Origin of the sequence: Kineococcus terrestris (assembly GCF_041020755.1) — a bacterium.
In the GTDB taxonomy this organism is placed as follows: Bacteria; Actinomycetota; Actinomycetes; order Actinomycetales; family Kineococcaceae; genus Kineococcus; species Kineococcus terrestris.
Genome location: NZ_JBEUEI010000001.1, coordinates 224,582 through 239,679, shown reverse-complemented (window position 1 = coordinate 239,679; position 15,098 = coordinate 224,582). Strand labels below are relative to the sequence as shown.

Sequence of the window (15,098 nt, the reverse complement as noted above, 5' to 3'; positions counted from 1 at the left end):
CCGTGCCCCAGATCGTCATGGGACCCAACCAGACCGGTGCGCTGGACGCCTCGGTGAAGAAGCAGGCCTACGCCTTCCTCGAGAAGCTGACCGAGAACGACGCCCTCCCCGGCCTGCACATCGAGCCCATCAACGGCTCTGCCGACGACCGCGTCCGCACCGGGCGGGTCAACGACTTCTACCGCGCGGTCCTGTTCAAGCTCCAGGGCCAGGCCTCCACAGCCACCTACGTGTACCTCGGCGTCCTGCCGCACGACGACGCCATCGCCTTCGCCAAGAAGGCCTGTCTGACCGTCAACCCGGTCAACGGCATCGCCGAACTCATCATCGCCACCGCGGAAGAGCAGACTCCCGGAAGCGCCAAGCCGCCAGCGGTGAGCCCGAACCCTCCGGTCGTCGATCCCGACACGACGCTGCATGCGCCCCACGCACCCGAGCCTGCTCCCACGCCCAGCCCTCTGCTGCCCTCGCTCGGGCTGGACCGAGCTGTCCTGGTCGACGACATCGGCATCCACCCGGAGGTCGCGGACGCCGCCCTCACCGCGACCTCCGAGGACGACCTCCTCGCCCTCGCGGAACGGATCGTCCAGTGGCAGGGCATCGCCCTCCTCGACCTGGCCAGCGGCAAGAGCGTCCAGGACACCAAGGCCGCGTTGAGCATCGGGGACGACGTACCCGTCCCGGCTTCGCAGACCGCCCAGGACGAGCGTCTCATCGTCGCCCTGCAACACCCCGCGGCGAAGATGCAGTTCGCCTTCATCGAGGACGACGAGGAGCTGCGTCGAGCGATCGAGGACGATTCCTTCGCCGCCTGGCGGGTCTTCCTCCACCCCGAGCAGCGCAAGTACGCCACGACGAGCTACAACGGGCCCTTCCGGCTCTCCGGGGGCGCCGGCACCGGCAAGACCGTCGTCCTGCTGCACCGGGCTCGCCACCTCGCCCGCGAGGACCCCAGCGCCAGCATCCTGCTCACCACCTTCACCAAGACCCTCGCCGAAGCCCTGCGCAACGACCTGCGTCGGCTCGACCCGGACCTGCCGTTGCCCACCAGCATGGGCGATCCCGGGGTGTACGTGTCCGGCATCGACGCCGCCGTCAGCGCCGTGCTGCGCACCCGCAGCGAGGTGCAGCCCGCTGTCGAGCTGGTGCTGGGTCAGCGTTCCAGCGAGATCGGACAGCGCACCAGGGAGGAGGTCTGGCAGGACGTCGCGGCCGTCGGAGACGAGCTGCCGAGCGAGCTGAAGAACCGATCGTTCCTCGTGCCCGAGTACTCCCTCGTCGTGCTCCCGAACCGGGTGACGACCCGGGATGCCTACCTCACCGTCCGTCGACCCGGTCGAGGAGTCTCCCTCGACCGCAAGAAGCGCCTCGGCGTCTGGAAGGTCGTGGAGGCGTACCGGGCCCGGGCGAGCATCGACGGCAGCATCGACTACACCGAGGCCGCCACCATCGCCGCCGCTGCGCTCGACGCTGAGGCCGCCGCCGGGGGAGCCCGACCCTTCGACCACGTCCTCGTCGACGAGGGGCAGGACCTCACCCCGAGCCATTGGCAGTTCCTGCGCGCGCTCGTCCGCGAGCACCGCGACGACCTCTTCATCGCCGAGGACTCGCACCAGCGCATCTACGGCCAGCGTGTCGTGCTCGGCCGCTACGGCATCCGCATCGTCGGACGTTCCCAGCGGCTCACCTTAAACTACCGGACGACGGCGCAGAACCTGCACTACGCGGTGGGGGTGCTGGAAGGAGGGCAGTACGTCGACCTCGAAGAGGGCGCCGAGCAGTCCTGGCAGTACCGGTCGGCTCGCAGTGGGCCAGCCCCTCGCGTCGCGCACTGCGACACGCTCTCCCAGGAGCTCGACACCGCGGCCGAGGCGGTGCGCAGCTGGCTCACCGCGGTGGACTCACCGGAAGCCATCGGGCTGTTGGTCCGCGACGCTCACCAAGCGCGGCAGCTGACCCGCGGGCTCGAGGACCGCGGGATCGACGTGCGGATGGTCGACCACGGGACCGTGCGCCCCGGCCAACCACTCGTCATGACGATGCACCGGGCCAAGGGCATGGAGTTCTCCCGCGTCCTCATCTTCGGCGTCGACGAGGACCTCGTGCCCGCCGCCTACCTGCTCAAGGGACTCACGGACGCCGACCGGGACGACCTGCTGCTGCGGGAACGGTCGCTGCTGTACGTGGCGGCGACGCGGGCACGGGACGAGCTCCTGATCACCACCGGCGGCAAGGCCAGCGCGATGCTGCCCGCACTCCGCCCCGCTCCCTGACTGAGACGAGACGCATCCCGGCGGGTTGATCCGGTCGCAGGCTGCTCCAAGTGGGGCGTCTTCCTCGACCCAGAACCCGAAGCGCCCGAAGTCCTCATGGACAGGGAGCCAGTCGAGCAGGTGCTCCGATGCGGCGGGAGGTGTGTGGTGCAGGTCCAGTACATCGTCGACTTCGACGTCCGCGGGTGCGACCTGCCCGACGGTCGGAGCGTCTTCGACGCCCTCTTGCGGCATGTGCAGGAGTGGCTGGAGTTCGGCCACCTCGACATCCCCGACCTCACCGCTGTGCCGGCCGACGGCGCGTGCGAGCTGCGCCGGAGGGGCCTGCCGCCCGCCGACGCGTCGTGGACGGTGGCGGAGGGACCGCGGCAGCTGTCGTGGCACCGGGTCCGAACACCGTCCAGCGCGGCGGTGCGCGTCGACCTGCGCGCGCCCATCCCCGGCGCCCACGCCGTCCACGTGACCGGCGTGACGATCGCCCACGACGACACCCGCGAGGCGGCGACGCTGCGGGTCGTCACCGGGCGGGAGTCGCTGGGCGGCTGGATCGCGCCTGCGCCACTGTCGTTCCTTCGCCGGCCCGCCGTCGTCCGCCGCGTCGTCGAGGACCCGGCGCTGGACGTCGTCGCCTACGGGCACCCGGTCGACGGCACCCGCAGCGACGTCACCACTCCCGCAGAGGTGCAGGTGCTCGTCGAGTCGTTGGCTCGGCAGGAGCGGCTGCCGGTGCTGCTCGTCGCGCCGTCCCACGTCGACCACGCGGCCTTCGCCGACGCGGCTGCGCTCGAGCTGCCCGGTCTGGCGACCGTCGTGTGCGTGCGGTCCGCGGGTGCCCGGCAGGCGCTCGCCCAGCAGTGGGCGGGTCTGGCCCTGACGCCCGGGCAGGCGCGGCTCGTGTGGCCGGACGCGGCGTCGTCCCGGCACCCGATCCTGGACCTGGGTCGGCTCGAGCGGGAGCCGACGGCGGTGCTGCTCGACGAGCTCGTGCGCACGCTGGCGCCGCTGTCGGTCGTCGCCCGAGGTGTCGACGTGCCGTTCCGGCGCGTCGAGCGGGCCGCGCGGGCGCTCGCGCGCGCCGAGCTGGCCGCCCGCGTCACCTCCGCCGGGGCCGCCGGTGACGAGCACGCCGAGCTGGCCGCGCTGCGCGCGCAGGCCGCGGCGGCCGAGCAGGAGGTCGAGGAGTGGGTGGGGGAGGTGCAGCGCCTCGAGGCCGAGGTCGCCGCCCTGAGCGAGGCCCTCACCCGGCCGGCGTGGACGCGCCCCGCCGAGGAGGCGCTGCCCGACTGGGACGACGCTCCGGCGCTGGACCCCTCCAACGCCGGCCCGCTGCTGGACTTCCTCGAGCAGCGCAGCGGCGGGCGGCTGCGGTTCACCGCCGACGTGGCCCGCACGTGGCGCAAGTCCGGGTACGCCCACCCGCACCTCATGCGGCAGGCGCTCGTCGACCTTGCCCGCGCCGCCGTCGCCTTCGCCGATGCGCAGGGGACCATCACCGCCCGGCTCGGCGACTGGTGCCGCGAGACCGCCGGCCTCGACGTGGCGATGACCGACCTGGCCCTCAAGCGGTCTGGGCGAGCGCGCTTCGAGTTCGAGGGGCGGCAGCTCGACGGCGTCCCGCACGTCAAGCTCGGCGACGCCAAGAAGCCGAACGAGTGCGGGCGGATCTACTTCGCCCACCAGAGCGAGCCGGCGCGGTTCGTCGTCCACCACGTCGGCGTGCACGACCTGCACCCGTGACCGCCGTCGTCAGCACCACCGAGCCGGCCGGCGCCTCGCAGCTGCGGCTCGCCCGCCGCGCGAAGGCCGAGGCCGCCGAGTACGCGCGACTGCTGGAGGACGCGCAGCGCCAGTACCGCCGCCACCGCGCCGCAGGCGTCTCCGAGCAGCGCGTCTTCCGCCTCCTCGCCGCCATGGAGTCCCTCGGCTGGCGCACCCTCGCCGACCGCAAGTGGCCCGGCACCCGCGCCGCCAACGTCGACCTCCTGCACGTCGGCCCCGGCGGGGTCCTCGTCGTGGACGTCAAGAACTGGGCGGAGCCGGAGGTCGTCGGCGGTCGCCTGCAGCGCGGTCAGGACGACGCTCAGGACGACGTCGACAAGCTCCTGCGGATCGCGGACCTGGTGGAGGAGAGCACCGCCGACGTCGGCCTCGCGCCCAGCCAGGTCGTGCCCGTCCTCGTCTTCGCCGGCCGCAGCATGCAGGCGCGCATCGGGCGGGTCGTCGTCCTCGGTGAGCAGGACGTCGTGCCGTGGGTCAACCGGCTGGGCGGTGCGCTCACCGCCCAGCAGGTGCGCGAGGTGGCCGACGTCCTCGACCGGGACTTCGCACCCTACGAGGATCCCGGCGCGGTGGAGGACCCGCCGCAGCTGCCCGTCGTCGTCCCGCTGCCCGAGACCGCAGCGCAGGGGGAGCAGCTCGCCCTACCGACGCTGCAGGACGTCGAGCAGTCCCTCCTCGACCGCGCGTACAGCACCTCCGTCGAGGAGTGGATGACGTTCCTGCACCCCGCGCAGGTCAAGGTGGTCCGGCAGAGCCGCAACGGACCGGCGCGCCTGCGCGGACCGGCGGGAACGGGGAAGACCGTGATCGGCCTGCACCGCGCCGCGTACCTCGCCGCCCGGCGGCCGGGGCAGGTCCTCGTCGTCTCCTTCGTCCGGACCTTGCCGACCGTCCTGGAGGGCCTCTTCGCCCGGCTCGCCCCCGAGCACGCCGGGAAGGTCGTCTTCACCGGGCTGCACCGGTGGGCGTCGACCTTCCTCGCCGACCGGGGTGTCGCGGCCGGCGTCGACGGCACGCGCGCCGACACTTGCTTCTCGCGGGCCTGGATGGCCGTGGGGCGCGACAAGCTCGGGGACATCGAAGGCGTCGGCTACTGGAAGGACGAGGTCTGCAAGGTCATCAAGGGGCGGGGCCTCACCGAGTTCGAGCAGTACCGATCCCTGCGGCGCGTCGGGCGCTCCACCCGGCTCGACGCGGCGCAGCGGGAAGCGGTCTGGGAGCTGTACGTCGCGTACACGGTGTTCCTGCGGGAGGCGGGCGTCCGCGACTTCGACGACCTGCTCCTCCTCGCCCTCGACGAGGTCCGTCGACGCCCGCTCGACCCGCCGTTCTCCGCCGTCGTCGTCGACGAGGTGCAGGACCTCAGCCGCGTCGGCGTGCAGCTGCTGCACGCCCTCGCCGGCGACGGCCCGGACGCGCTCACCCTCATCGGTGACGGGCAGCAGTCCGTGTACCCCGGCGGGTTCACCCTGTCCGAGGCCGGTGTCAACGTCCGCGGGCGCTCGACCGTCCTGCGCACCAACTACCGCAACGCCCGCGACGTCCTGCAGGCGGCCTTCGACGTCATCTCCGCCGACGAGTTCAGCGACCTCGACGACGACCTGCAGATCGGGCAGCGCGACGTCGACACCGCGCGCGCCGGCGGCGTGGTGGTCCGCGTCGACGCGGCGGACCCGCGGAGCCTGGACGCGGCGCTGACCTCAGCCCTGGAACGCGCTCCCGACGACGGGGTGGCGCTCAGCGACTGCGCCGTCCTCGCCACCACGACCAAGGAGGCCAACCGGCTCGCCGGGGTCCTGCGCCGCAGCCGCCTGCCCGTCGTGCCGCTGGAGGACTACGCCGGCCGGCCCGTCGACGCCGTCAAGGTCGGCACCATCAAGCGGTCGAAGGGGCTGGAGTTCCGGGCGGTGTTCCTGTCCGGTGCTCAGGAGCAGCCGCCACCGCGGCGGGCGGGGGAGTCGGACGAGGCCCACCGCGACCGGTGCGCGCTGCACCGGCGGGAGTTGTTCGTCGGGATGACGCGGGCGCGAGACAGGTTGTGGCTGGGACGGCTGAATCCGTGACGAATCGCCGCTCCGGATCCGAAGCCGCGGTCACGTCGTCGCGGCGTCGTGCTCCAGCGAGGCGCGCAGAGCAGCGATGAGCGGCTTCAGCTGGAACTCGGCGTTCCCCCGCTCGATCCTGGGGCGTCGCTTGGCGATGTGCTTGCGGTACGTGTCCTCGAAGGTGAGGGCCGCTTCCTCGGCTTCCCCAGGCGCGACCAGGCGGCACTGCGCCACCACCAGGCTGAAGTCGTCCAGCGCGCGCTGGAACGCCGCCTTCTTGTCCGCCGTCGGGTCGAGCGTCCACTCCGACGATGCCCGCTGCACCCGCCGGTCGCGCTCGACGACCTGTGTGGAGAATTTGACCATCCGCGTCCGGTCGGCCGCACGCAGGGTCAGCCGCGCGAGATGCTCGGCGTGCTCCCGGCCGCGCTTGTTGGCCAGGTGCGCGAACGCCAGGCCTGCGATGCCGATGACGACGGTCGACACCGGAGCGATCCACTCAGCCGCCACTACGGACCTCCTCCAGACAGTGCTGAGGAGGCTACCGTCCGTGTCCGTCATCGGACCTCCGATGCATCGCGGCGCCAGCCTTCCCGGCGCAGCTGACGAGGAAGTGGTCATAATCAAGGTTCTTGCTCAACCTTGATTATGATGCTGACATGGTCCGCCTGATGAGCGCCGTCTGGAGCCCTGACCCGGCCGACGTGGTGGGGCTGCCGCGGCGGCACCGGCAGCCCTGCCGCTACGACGCCTTCGTGCCCGACACCCTCGTGGGACGGGAGGTGCTCCTGCCCGCCGACGTGATCGCCGACGTCTCCGACGCCGAGCGCGCCGTGCAGCGCCTCAACTCGACAGCCTTCCGCGGTTGTGAGGCGATCGCCCGGCTGCTGCTGCGCGCCGAGGCGGTCGCCTCCTCCCGCATCGAGGGACTGGAGATCGGTGGCCGTCGGCTGGCGCGCGCCGACGCGGCACGTGCCGCGGACGGCTCCTCGCCCGACGAGGGCGCCGCGGAGGTCCTCGGCAACATCGACGCGATGCGCGCCGCCGTCGACGACGTCGCCCGCCGGCCCCGCGTGGGCGTCGGCGGCATCCTCGACATCCACCGCGCCCTGCTGGGCGGTACCCGCGACGCCTCCTGGGCGGGCCAGGTGCGCGACCAGCAGAACTGGATCGGCGGGTCCAGCTACAACCCCTGCCGCGCGGACTTCGTGCCCCCGCCGCCCGGCGAGGTTCCGGCGCTGCTCGACGACCTGGCCGCCTACCTGGAGTCGGACTGGCACTCCCCGCTCGTGCAGGCGGCGATCGCCCACGCGCAGTTCGAGACCATTCACCCCTTCGCCGACGGCAACGGCCGTACCGGCCGCGCGCTCATCCACGTCATCCTCACCCGCCGCGGCCTCAGCCCGCGGCACGTGCCGCCGATCAGCCTGGTGCTGGCCACCCGCAGCGCCGACTACGTCGCCGGCCTCACCGCCTACCGGGCCGACGGCCTCGCCGACTGGCTCGCCGTCTTCGCGGCCGCGACGACGGAGGCCTGCGAGCGCGTCGCCGGGCTCACCACCGGCCTCGCTGAGGTGCGGCAGCGGTGGCGCGACGCGGTCGGCGCCGTCCGCGCCGGCTCCACGACCGCCCAGCTGATCGACGAGGTGCTCCCGCAGGCGCCGGTCCTCACCGTCACGCAGCTGGTGCGGCTCACCGGACGCTCCGCCCAGGCCGTCAACGAGGCCGTCGACCGCCTGCACACCGCGGGCGTCCTGCGGCAGACCACCGCCGGGCGGCGCAACCGCGCCTTCGAGGTCGACGGGCTCATCGACCTCATCACCGGCTTCGAACGGTCCCTCGCGTCACCGGCGGGCGACACGGCAGTCGAGCCGCCGGCGCGGCCGGTGCCGCGACGACCCCGGTGATCGAGCTGCGCTTCGTCGTAAATTGCAAGCAGTGGCGCTCCGCAGACGATTGCTTGTGATTTACCGAGCCGGGAATCACAAGCAGGAGCGCCGGGGTCGAGAAGTCGCGACGTCACCATCCTCGGCAGCGCCATCATCACCAGTGAGGCCTCGCGCAGGACGTCGACGGCTCTCGCTCCCTCCCGCGGTGCCCCATGCTCGGCCAGGTCGGCCGCCGGCAGGAGCGGTGAGGCCACCGGTGGCTGGGCGGGCACCGGCAGGTCCACCGCGTGGAGGACCACGTTCACCTCCTGCTCGCCCAGGCTGCTGTCGGCAGTGCGCTGCCGGACCCGTTGAAGACTGACCTCGAGGGCTCCTGCGGCTCCCGCCACGCCGAGCGAGCGCATGGCACAACCTGGCGGTCGAGCAAGGGTTGTGAGAGACCCGGTGCCCGAGATCAGCCTCCCGACATCCTCCGCGCCACGTCCCGCACCAGCTGCCGTCGCCGCGCAGGCGAGCCTGAGGACCCCGTCGACGCCGCTTCCATGCTCGCGCGCAACCCCACCTTGAGCGGTTCGGGCGATGCCAGGACCGCCTCGTTGCGCGCGACGAGCGCCTCGAGGTCCGCCTCCCCGGGCAACCGGTCGGACTTGCCGAGGTTGCACGCGGCGCAGGCGGCGACCAGGTTCCACAGGCCGTTCAGGTCCAGGTCGCGCAGCTGCAGCCGGTTCATCAGCGACCAGGGGAAGACGTGGTCGACGTGCGCGGCCCCGGGCTCAGGGCTCAGGAGCGCGTGGCAGTAGAAGCAGCGACCGTGCTGGAACCCGCGCAGGGCTGGCAGGGAGGACGCCACCGCCGCACGCCGGTGCGGCATGAACAGCTCGGTGCCGTCCGCCGACGGGTACAGGCCCACCGACCGGCTGCTGACACCCGCGGCGAACGCGGACTCCACGATCGACCACCGCGACGCCAGCTCACCCTCGAGGGCGTCCGTGGCGAAGACCACCTCCAGCATCGCCGGGGTCAGGCGCACGACCCGCAGGCCCCGCACGCCCTCCACCTCGAAGAAGCGGTGCGCCACCCCGCCCTGGGCGTTGTGGAAGTGCTTCATCGGCATCGTGACGATGTTCTGCACCGCCATGCCGTGCAGACGGTCCGAGGGGCCGCGGTCCTCCAGCAGCGCCTCCCGCTCCTCGCGCACCACGTTGACGAAGTCCGTCGGCCCGGACAGCGTTCTGGCCGACGCCTGGCTGACATCGGGAGAGCGCCCGGCGAGCTCCCGCACGTACCGGGTCGCCAGGTCTTCGACGGGCACCTCGTCGCGGCCGGCGCGGGCCTCCGCCAGCAGCGCCGCGGCCAGCGCGAACTTGTAGGTGCGGCTGTTGTCGCCCATGAGGACGGCCATCCGCCACGAGGTGGCCGCGCTCGGCTCGGCCCGGTAGAACGAGGCGCCGCTCATCGACGACGACCGGAGGCCGCAGCCACGTGGGCAAGCTCGTGCGGGACCGCATCCCCGAGATCATCCGTGCGAGCGGCCGCGACCCCGCGGTCCGCCTCCTCGGCGAGGACGAGTACCCGCCGGCCCTGCTGGACAAGGCCGTCGAGGAGGCGCAGGAGCTGCGCTCCGCGACCACGGCGCAGGAGCGGCTCGCCGAGGCCGCCGACGTCTACGAGGTGCTGGTCGCCGTCGCCGCTCTGTCGGGCGCCTCGATCGAGGACGTCGCGGCGCTCGCCGCGGCGAAGCGTGCAGAGCGCGGCGGCTTCGAGGGGCGGATCTGGCTCGACGGCTGAGCGGACGAGGAGTGAGAGCACCGTGAGGTCATCGGCAGCTCACAGCACGCCTGGAGCGCGCGGATGATGCAGGTCTCGAAGTGACCGATTTTCCGTACAGCTGACTGCTGCAGTGGTCACCGTGCCCTCGGCCAGCCCCTACGAGCCGGCGTCTCTCTCCATGACACCGTGGTAGGAGGCTCCGCGCAGCTTCGTGAAGATCCTGGATCAAGCGCATCGCGCAGTGACGATGGCCTCCACCGCCCGAGACGGGCGGATCGTCCGGGGGACCGCCGGCCTCCACGTCTTCACGCCTGCGCCCGCCGGTCGTGCCCGTCGATCCAGCGGAGCACCCGCGTCGTGCGCGACCCCGGCGGTGGCAGCAGCGCGGCCCGCTCCCGCAAGGTGTCGCACGAGACCAGCCCGACCTCGATGAGCGCGGAGACGAACTCGTAGTCCTTCATCCGCGCCGCGACGAGCTTGGCGACCGCCAGGTCGTGCGCCTCCAGGCAGTGCGCTCGTTCCGGCTCGCTCGAACGGCTCTCCCAGACGACGACCCGCTCGCGCCACCCCTCGGGCAGGACGGCGGTGCTCACGGACACGCCCTGGGCGTAGTAGCCGTTCATCTGGTGGAAGGGGCTGTCCTCGCCGATCGCGCCGTCCACCGCGTCGGACTTGCGGTCGTCGGGATCGTCCCAGAAGGTCACGTCTGCTTCGACGGAACCGATCACCGGGTCGGGCAGGTCGTCCTCGTCGAAGGACCCCAGGATCGACTGCGAGCCGATCACCACCACGTCAGGGTCGTGGGCGATCTGGCTCGCCGCGCGCAGGATGTGCGCCAGGTGCGCGCGCTTCACGCCGCGCCCCACGGCGAGGACGCCGAGGAGCGCTGGGCGAAGGCCTCACGCACGCGCCGACGCTCCTCTTCGGACAGCACGGCGGCGAACGGGGAGTTCTGACGCAGCTCCCGCGCCCGCGGGGACGGGGAGGTCAGGGCCGTCAGGACGCCCTCGACGGGTCCGTCGAGAAGGTCGGCCCACTCCGCCAGCCACTTCGCCACCTGCCCGCGCGGGTGGCGCTCGCGCAGCAGCGCCAGGTTGGCGCGCGCCCGGGCGATCGTGGTCTCCGGATCGGTGACCAGGTGGCCGGCGACTGCGTGCCCCAGCCACAGGCTGCGGCGCTGGTCCCGGCTCATCCGTGCGGACGTGGCGCGCAGCGCCTCCAGGTCGGCGCGGCGCACCCGGCGGTGCACGCCCGTCGTCGTGTGGGGCAGATCGCCGCGCTCGCACAGGTTCACGACGTGCTGGCGCGAGACCCCGAGGAGGCGCGCGGCCTCGCCGGTGGTCAGCCACTCCTCGCTGACCGAGGATCGGGTGTCGTCGAAGACGGCGGCGCGCACGCCGCTAGATTACGTAGCAAACGCTAAAAACACAACGTCCGCACTGACTGGTTGTGTCTGTGGTGGATACCCACCCTGAGAGCGGTGCGTGGGTACAGGCTTTCAACCATCCATGATCACCACGGGGCGAGGGAGGGGGCTGACAGGGAGCCTGCAGGGGTGAGGGGACACGCCGTCGTCCGAGAGCGCTGGAGCGGAGTGTCGAGCGGTGCGTGCAGGCTGGCTGTCAGGCCTCGTGGTGGGCGACGAGCGTCAGCTGCCAGGTGAGGTCGGCGTCGAGCTGACCGGTCTCCCCGGCGCCCGCGGTCGCCAGGTCCGCGGCCGCGCCGAGCAGCGGCTCGACGCCCACGGACCTGTAGGGCGCTGCCTCCGGCCACCCGCGGAGGTTGCGCCACACCACGAGCGACACCGGCGCGCCGCCGCGCACTACCCGCCACCGCAGGGACAGCCGGTCGGCACCGTCGAGCACGTCGACGCGGTCGGTGGCGACGACGGTGCAGCGGGCGGTGCCGTCGTCGGGGCCGAGGACGTCGAGCGGGACACCGGCGCCGTCCGGCCAGGTGGTGCGTACGAACTCGCCGGGCACCGGCTGGTCGAGGACCGTCACGGCCGGCGCGCCGGGCACGACGAGGCGGGCGGCGGGGGAGAGGTCGAGGAGGGCGTGCACGGCGTGCAGCACGCGCGCGCCGGGCGGGCCGGACACGTCGTAGGTCGCGACCACGGCCCTGTCCTCCACTGACAAGGTCCGTCGCAGCGACAGCGAACCCGTCCGCACCGACGTGCACCCCGGCCCGACGGGGGTCCACGCCCGCGACCACACGTCGCCGTGGTCGGGCGCCCCGCGCAGGGTGGGGAAGCACTCCTCCACCCCACCCGCGTCGACGAACGCGTCACCGGGCCGCACGGCGGCGCGCGCCGCTGCGGGCACGGCGGGGTTTCGCCACAGCCACTCCCGCTCGGGCGTGCGCAGCGACGTCCACCGCCCGCCGCGGGCGTCGTCGGTCTCCACGACCAGCGAGCGCGGCCGCCACCCGCTCACACGCGGTCCAGTACCACGACGTCGCAGTCGCCGCGCGACCACGTCACCGCCAGCCCGTCCTCCGCCCGGACCGTGGAACCGTCGGAGCGCGCACGCAGCAGGGAACCGGCGGGCAGGTCGCCCAGCGGCACCCGCCAGGCGGCGGGGCGGCCCGGTCGCGCCCACGCCAGCACGACCACCGTCGCCGCGTCCGTGTACTGCACCGCGTAGGCCACCTCCGACGGGGTGCCGTGCCGGCGCACCACGCCGCCGTGCAGGACGTGCCGCACCGACCGGTGCAGCGCGACCAGCTCGCGCACCCGCCCCCGCTGCTCGGGGTTCCACCGCAGCAGGTCCCCGCCCAGGCCCATGACCCCGGCCATCGCCACGACGCACCGGAAGTCGAGGCTGACCGGCTCGCGGTCCAGCACGTCGGGCTCGTCGGTCACCCAGGAGCTCATCACCCACGCCGGGTACGCGGACAGGAAGCCGTGCTGCACGGCCAGCCGGTCGCGCGGGCCGGTCTCGTCGCTGGGCCACACCACGTCGGTGCGGGCCAGCACCGCCAGGTCGATCCGGCCGCCGCCGCCCGCGCACGCCTCCACCGTCACGTGCGGGAACTCGGCGCGCAGCGCGTCCAGCACCCGGTGGTACGCCTGCGTGTGCCGCCACGACCAGTCGTCCCCGCCGGGCACGGCGGCGCCGCCGTCGGTGACGGCGCGGTTCATGTCCCACTTCAGGTAGCTGACCTCGTACCGGCCGAGCAGGCGGCGCAGCGTCGCCAGCACCCACGCCTCCACCTCCGGCCGGCCCAGGTCGAGCAGGAGCTGGTGGCGCAGCCGCACCGGGTCCCGGCCCGGGACGCGGTGCACCCAGTCGGGGTGGGCGCGGTGCAGGTCGCTGTCCTCGTTCACCGCCTCCGGCTCCACCCACAGCCCGAAGCGCAGACCCCGCTCGCGCACACCCGCGATCAGCGGCTCCAGCCCGTCGGGGAACTTCGCCCCGTCGACGTCCCAGTCGCCGAGCCCGGCGCGGTCGGAGGTGCGGCCGCGGAACCAGCCGTCGTCGACGACGAACACCTCCGCGCCCAGGTCGGCGGCGACGTCGACCAGCGCGAGCTGGTGCTCCACCCGCACGTCGAAGCCGGTGGCGTACCAGGAGTTCGCCACCACCGGCCGGTGCTCCGGGCCGGTGGAGCGGGCCAGGGTGCGCTGGTAGGCGTGCCAGGCCTGGGCGGCCTCGTCCGGCCCGCCGCGCACCCACAGCCCCGCCAGCTCCGGGGTGGTCACCGACCCGCCCGGCGGCAGCGTCACCACGCCGGACTCGTCGTCGGGGCCGCCGGCCACCCGCACGTGGTCGGTGAACGGCACGGCCTCCACCTGCAGCCGCCACGACCCGCTCCACGCCAGCGCCACCGCGTACGTGCCGGCGTCCCGGCCGTCGCGGGCGCGGACGGTGACGACGGGGGAGGCGCTGTGCGAGGTGATGCCCTGCCGGCTGCCGAGGCTGAACGTCCCCACGGGCAGGTCCACGACGGCCCCGGTGAACTCCCGCGACCACGCCCCGGTCAGCGTCCCGACGTGCGCGCCCGGCCCCACGGGCGGGGTGAACGCGCCGCCCCAGCAGCGCAGCAGCTCCACCGCGTGCTCGGAGCGGTTGCGGACGACCGCGTGCTTGGTGACGACGTCGTGCGCCGTGCTGCTGCGCAGCACCAGCTCCACGTCCAGCCCGGCCAGCTCGTCGGTGAACGGTGCGCGCAGCTCGTGCGCGTCCCCGTCCACCGTCAGCACCGGATCGCCGGCGGGGCGCAGCCGGGCCCCGCGCAGCCCGTCGGCGCGGCGCACCACGAGCTCGGCGGCGTGCGCCGCGCGGGTGCCCAGCGCGGTGGCCTCCAGCGGCAGCAGGTCCAGCGGCGTCTCGAACGACGCGCGCCGCGGCGCGCGGGCCGGCTGGGCGCCGCCGCGGGCGCCCCAGTGCACGCGCACCAGGCCCGCCCCGTCCGGGGCGGGCGCGACGACGTGCTCACCGGAGCGGGTCGGCAGCGTCCACGGGCCGCTCACTTGTTCGAGCCCACGAGCAGCCCGGAGACGAACTGCTTCTGGAAGAGGAAGAACACGATGGCGGTGGGGACCGCCGCCACGAGGGAGGCCGCCGCGATGACGTTCCAGGCGCTGGAGTAGCCGCCCATGAGGTTCAGCAGCGCCGCCGTGATCGGGAACTTGGACTCCGAGCGCAGCACCGTCAGCGCCCAGATGAGGTCGTTGAAGATCCACGTCGTGGCGAGGGCCGCCAGCGCCGCCATCGCCGGGCGGCTCAGCGGCAGGACGATCCGCCAGTAGATGCGCCCCGCGCCCGCCCCGTCCAGGCGCGCCGCCTCGAACAGCTCCTCCGGCAGCCCGCGCATGAAGCCGTGCAGCACGAAGGTGTAGAAGCCGATGCCGAAGCCCACCTGCACCGCCACGAGCGCGAAGAGGGTGTCGGCGATGCCGAGGGACTCGCTGATCCGCGCCACCGGCACCAGCAGGATCTGCGGGGGCAACAGGTTGCCGGCCAGCATCGCCAGCAGGATCGTCTTGCGGCCGGGGATGGCGAAGCGGCTCAGGGAGTACGCCGCCCACGAGGACAGCACCAGCGAGGCCAGCACCGCGCACGCGGTCACGGCGACGCTGTTGCCCAGCGCCCGCACCAGCCCGCCGCCGCTGAACGCCGTCGCGAACCCGTCGAGGGTGAAGGAGGCGGGCATCGCCGCCAGCCCGCGCGCGGCGATGTCGTCGAAGGAGCGGAACGCGATGAGCCCCACGTAGACGACCGGGCTCAGCCACAGCAGGGTCAGCGGCACCATGAGCACGTGCAGCCACGGCGAGCGGGCCCGCCGCGGCTTGCGCCACTCCTGCGGCGTCGCGGCCGTGCCGGGGGCGAGGGTGGTGG

The 15,098-nt window shown here is 73.4% G+C and carries 12 protein-coding genes; 5 read left to right on the top strand and 7 right to left on the bottom strand.

The window, feature by feature from the left end; all coding sequences use genetic code 11:
* The first annotated feature begins 2 nt into the window (after positions 1-2).
* From AB8M62_RS01055 to AB8M62_RS01045, 3 genes are all read left to right on the top strand, one after another.
* A complete protein-coding gene (locus AB8M62_RS01055; RefSeq protein WP_373694819.1) occupies positions 3-2,273 on the top strand; it encodes a 3'-5' exonuclease in 2,271 nt (756 codons plus the stop codon).
* A 147-nt stretch (positions 2,274-2,420) separates the two neighbouring features.
* Positions 2,421-4,010 (top strand): hypothetical protein, encoded by a 1,590-nt coding sequence (locus AB8M62_RS01050; RefSeq protein ID WP_369068358.1) that lies wholly within the window; start codon positions 2,421-2,423, stop codon positions 4,008-4,010.
* Positions 4,007-6,115 carry a nuclease-related domain-containing DEAD/DEAH box helicase gene (locus tag AB8M62_RS01045; protein ID WP_369068356.1) on the top strand — a complete coding sequence of 703 codons (2,109 nt, stop codon included), beginning with the start codon at positions 4,007-4,009 and terminating at the stop codon, positions 6,113-6,115. The genes AB8M62_RS01050 and AB8M62_RS01045 overlap by 4 nt, the downstream gene beginning before the upstream one ends.
* Positions 6,116-6,145: 30 nt before the next feature.
* Here the strand turns inward: AB8M62_RS01045 and AB8M62_RS01040 are convergent, their stop codons facing one another.
* Complete coding sequence (locus AB8M62_RS01040) at positions 6,146-6,583, bottom strand: hypothetical protein (protein ID WP_369068355.1); 438 nt, start codon at positions 6,581-6,583, stop codon at positions 6,146-6,148.
* Between the two features lie 185 nt (positions 6,584-6,768).
* Here AB8M62_RS01040 and AB8M62_RS01035 point away from each other — a divergent pair, with 185 nt between their 5' ends.
* Entirely contained in the window at positions 6,769-8,004 is a 1,236-nt protein-coding gene (locus AB8M62_RS01035; RefSeq protein ID WP_369068354.1) for a Fic family protein, read from the top strand.
* Positions 8,005-8,440: 436 nt separating this feature from the next.
* Here the strand turns inward: AB8M62_RS01035 and AB8M62_RS01030 are convergent, their stop codons facing one another.
* Complete coding sequence (locus tag AB8M62_RS01030) at positions 8,441-9,442, bottom strand: HNH endonuclease (RefSeq protein ID WP_369068353.1); 1,002 nt, start codon at positions 9,440-9,442, stop codon at positions 8,441-8,443.
* 26 nt (positions 9,443-9,468) lie between these two features.
* Between AB8M62_RS01030 and AB8M62_RS01025 the strand changes: the two genes are divergently transcribed.
* Positions 9,469-9,774, top strand: coding sequence for a nucleoside triphosphate pyrophosphohydrolase (locus tag AB8M62_RS01025; RefSeq protein ID WP_369068352.1), 306 nt, complete (start codon positions 9,469-9,471; stop codon positions 9,772-9,774).
* A 287-nt stretch (positions 9,775-10,061) separates the two neighbouring features.
* Here the strand turns inward: AB8M62_RS01025 and AB8M62_RS01020 are convergent, their stop codons facing one another.
* From AB8M62_RS01020 to AB8M62_RS01000, 5 genes are all read right to left on the bottom strand, one after another.
* Positions 10,062-10,610 (bottom strand): DUF6036 family nucleotidyltransferase, encoded by a 549-nt coding sequence (locus AB8M62_RS01020; protein WP_369068351.1) that lies wholly within the window; start codon positions 10,608-10,610, stop codon positions 10,062-10,064.
* Positions 10,607-11,152 carry a helix-turn-helix domain-containing protein gene (locus AB8M62_RS01015; protein WP_369068350.1) on the bottom strand — a complete coding sequence of 182 codons (546 nt, stop codon included), beginning with the start codon at positions 11,150-11,152 and terminating at the stop codon, positions 10,607-10,609. The genes AB8M62_RS01020 and AB8M62_RS01015 overlap by 4 nt, the downstream gene beginning before the upstream one ends.
* Before the next feature lie 226 nt (positions 11,153-11,378).
* Complete coding sequence (locus AB8M62_RS01010) at positions 11,379-12,191, bottom strand: hypothetical protein (RefSeq protein WP_369068349.1); 813 nt, start codon at positions 12,189-12,191, stop codon at positions 11,379-11,381.
* Positions 12,188-14,230, bottom strand: a complete 2,043-nt coding sequence (locus tag AB8M62_RS01005; RefSeq protein ID WP_369068348.1) for an alpha-galactosidase — start codon at positions 14,228-14,230, stop codon at positions 12,188-12,190. Before AB8M62_RS01005 ends, AB8M62_RS01010 begins: the two co-directional genes overlap by 4 nt.
* Positions 14,227-15,012 (bottom strand): carbohydrate ABC transporter permease, encoded by a 786-nt coding sequence (locus AB8M62_RS01000; RefSeq protein ID WP_373694824.1) that lies wholly within the window; start codon positions 15,010-15,012, stop codon positions 14,227-14,229. The genes AB8M62_RS01005 and AB8M62_RS01000 overlap by 4 nt, the downstream gene beginning before the upstream one ends.
* Between the last annotated feature and the right edge of the window lie 86 nt (positions 15,013-15,098).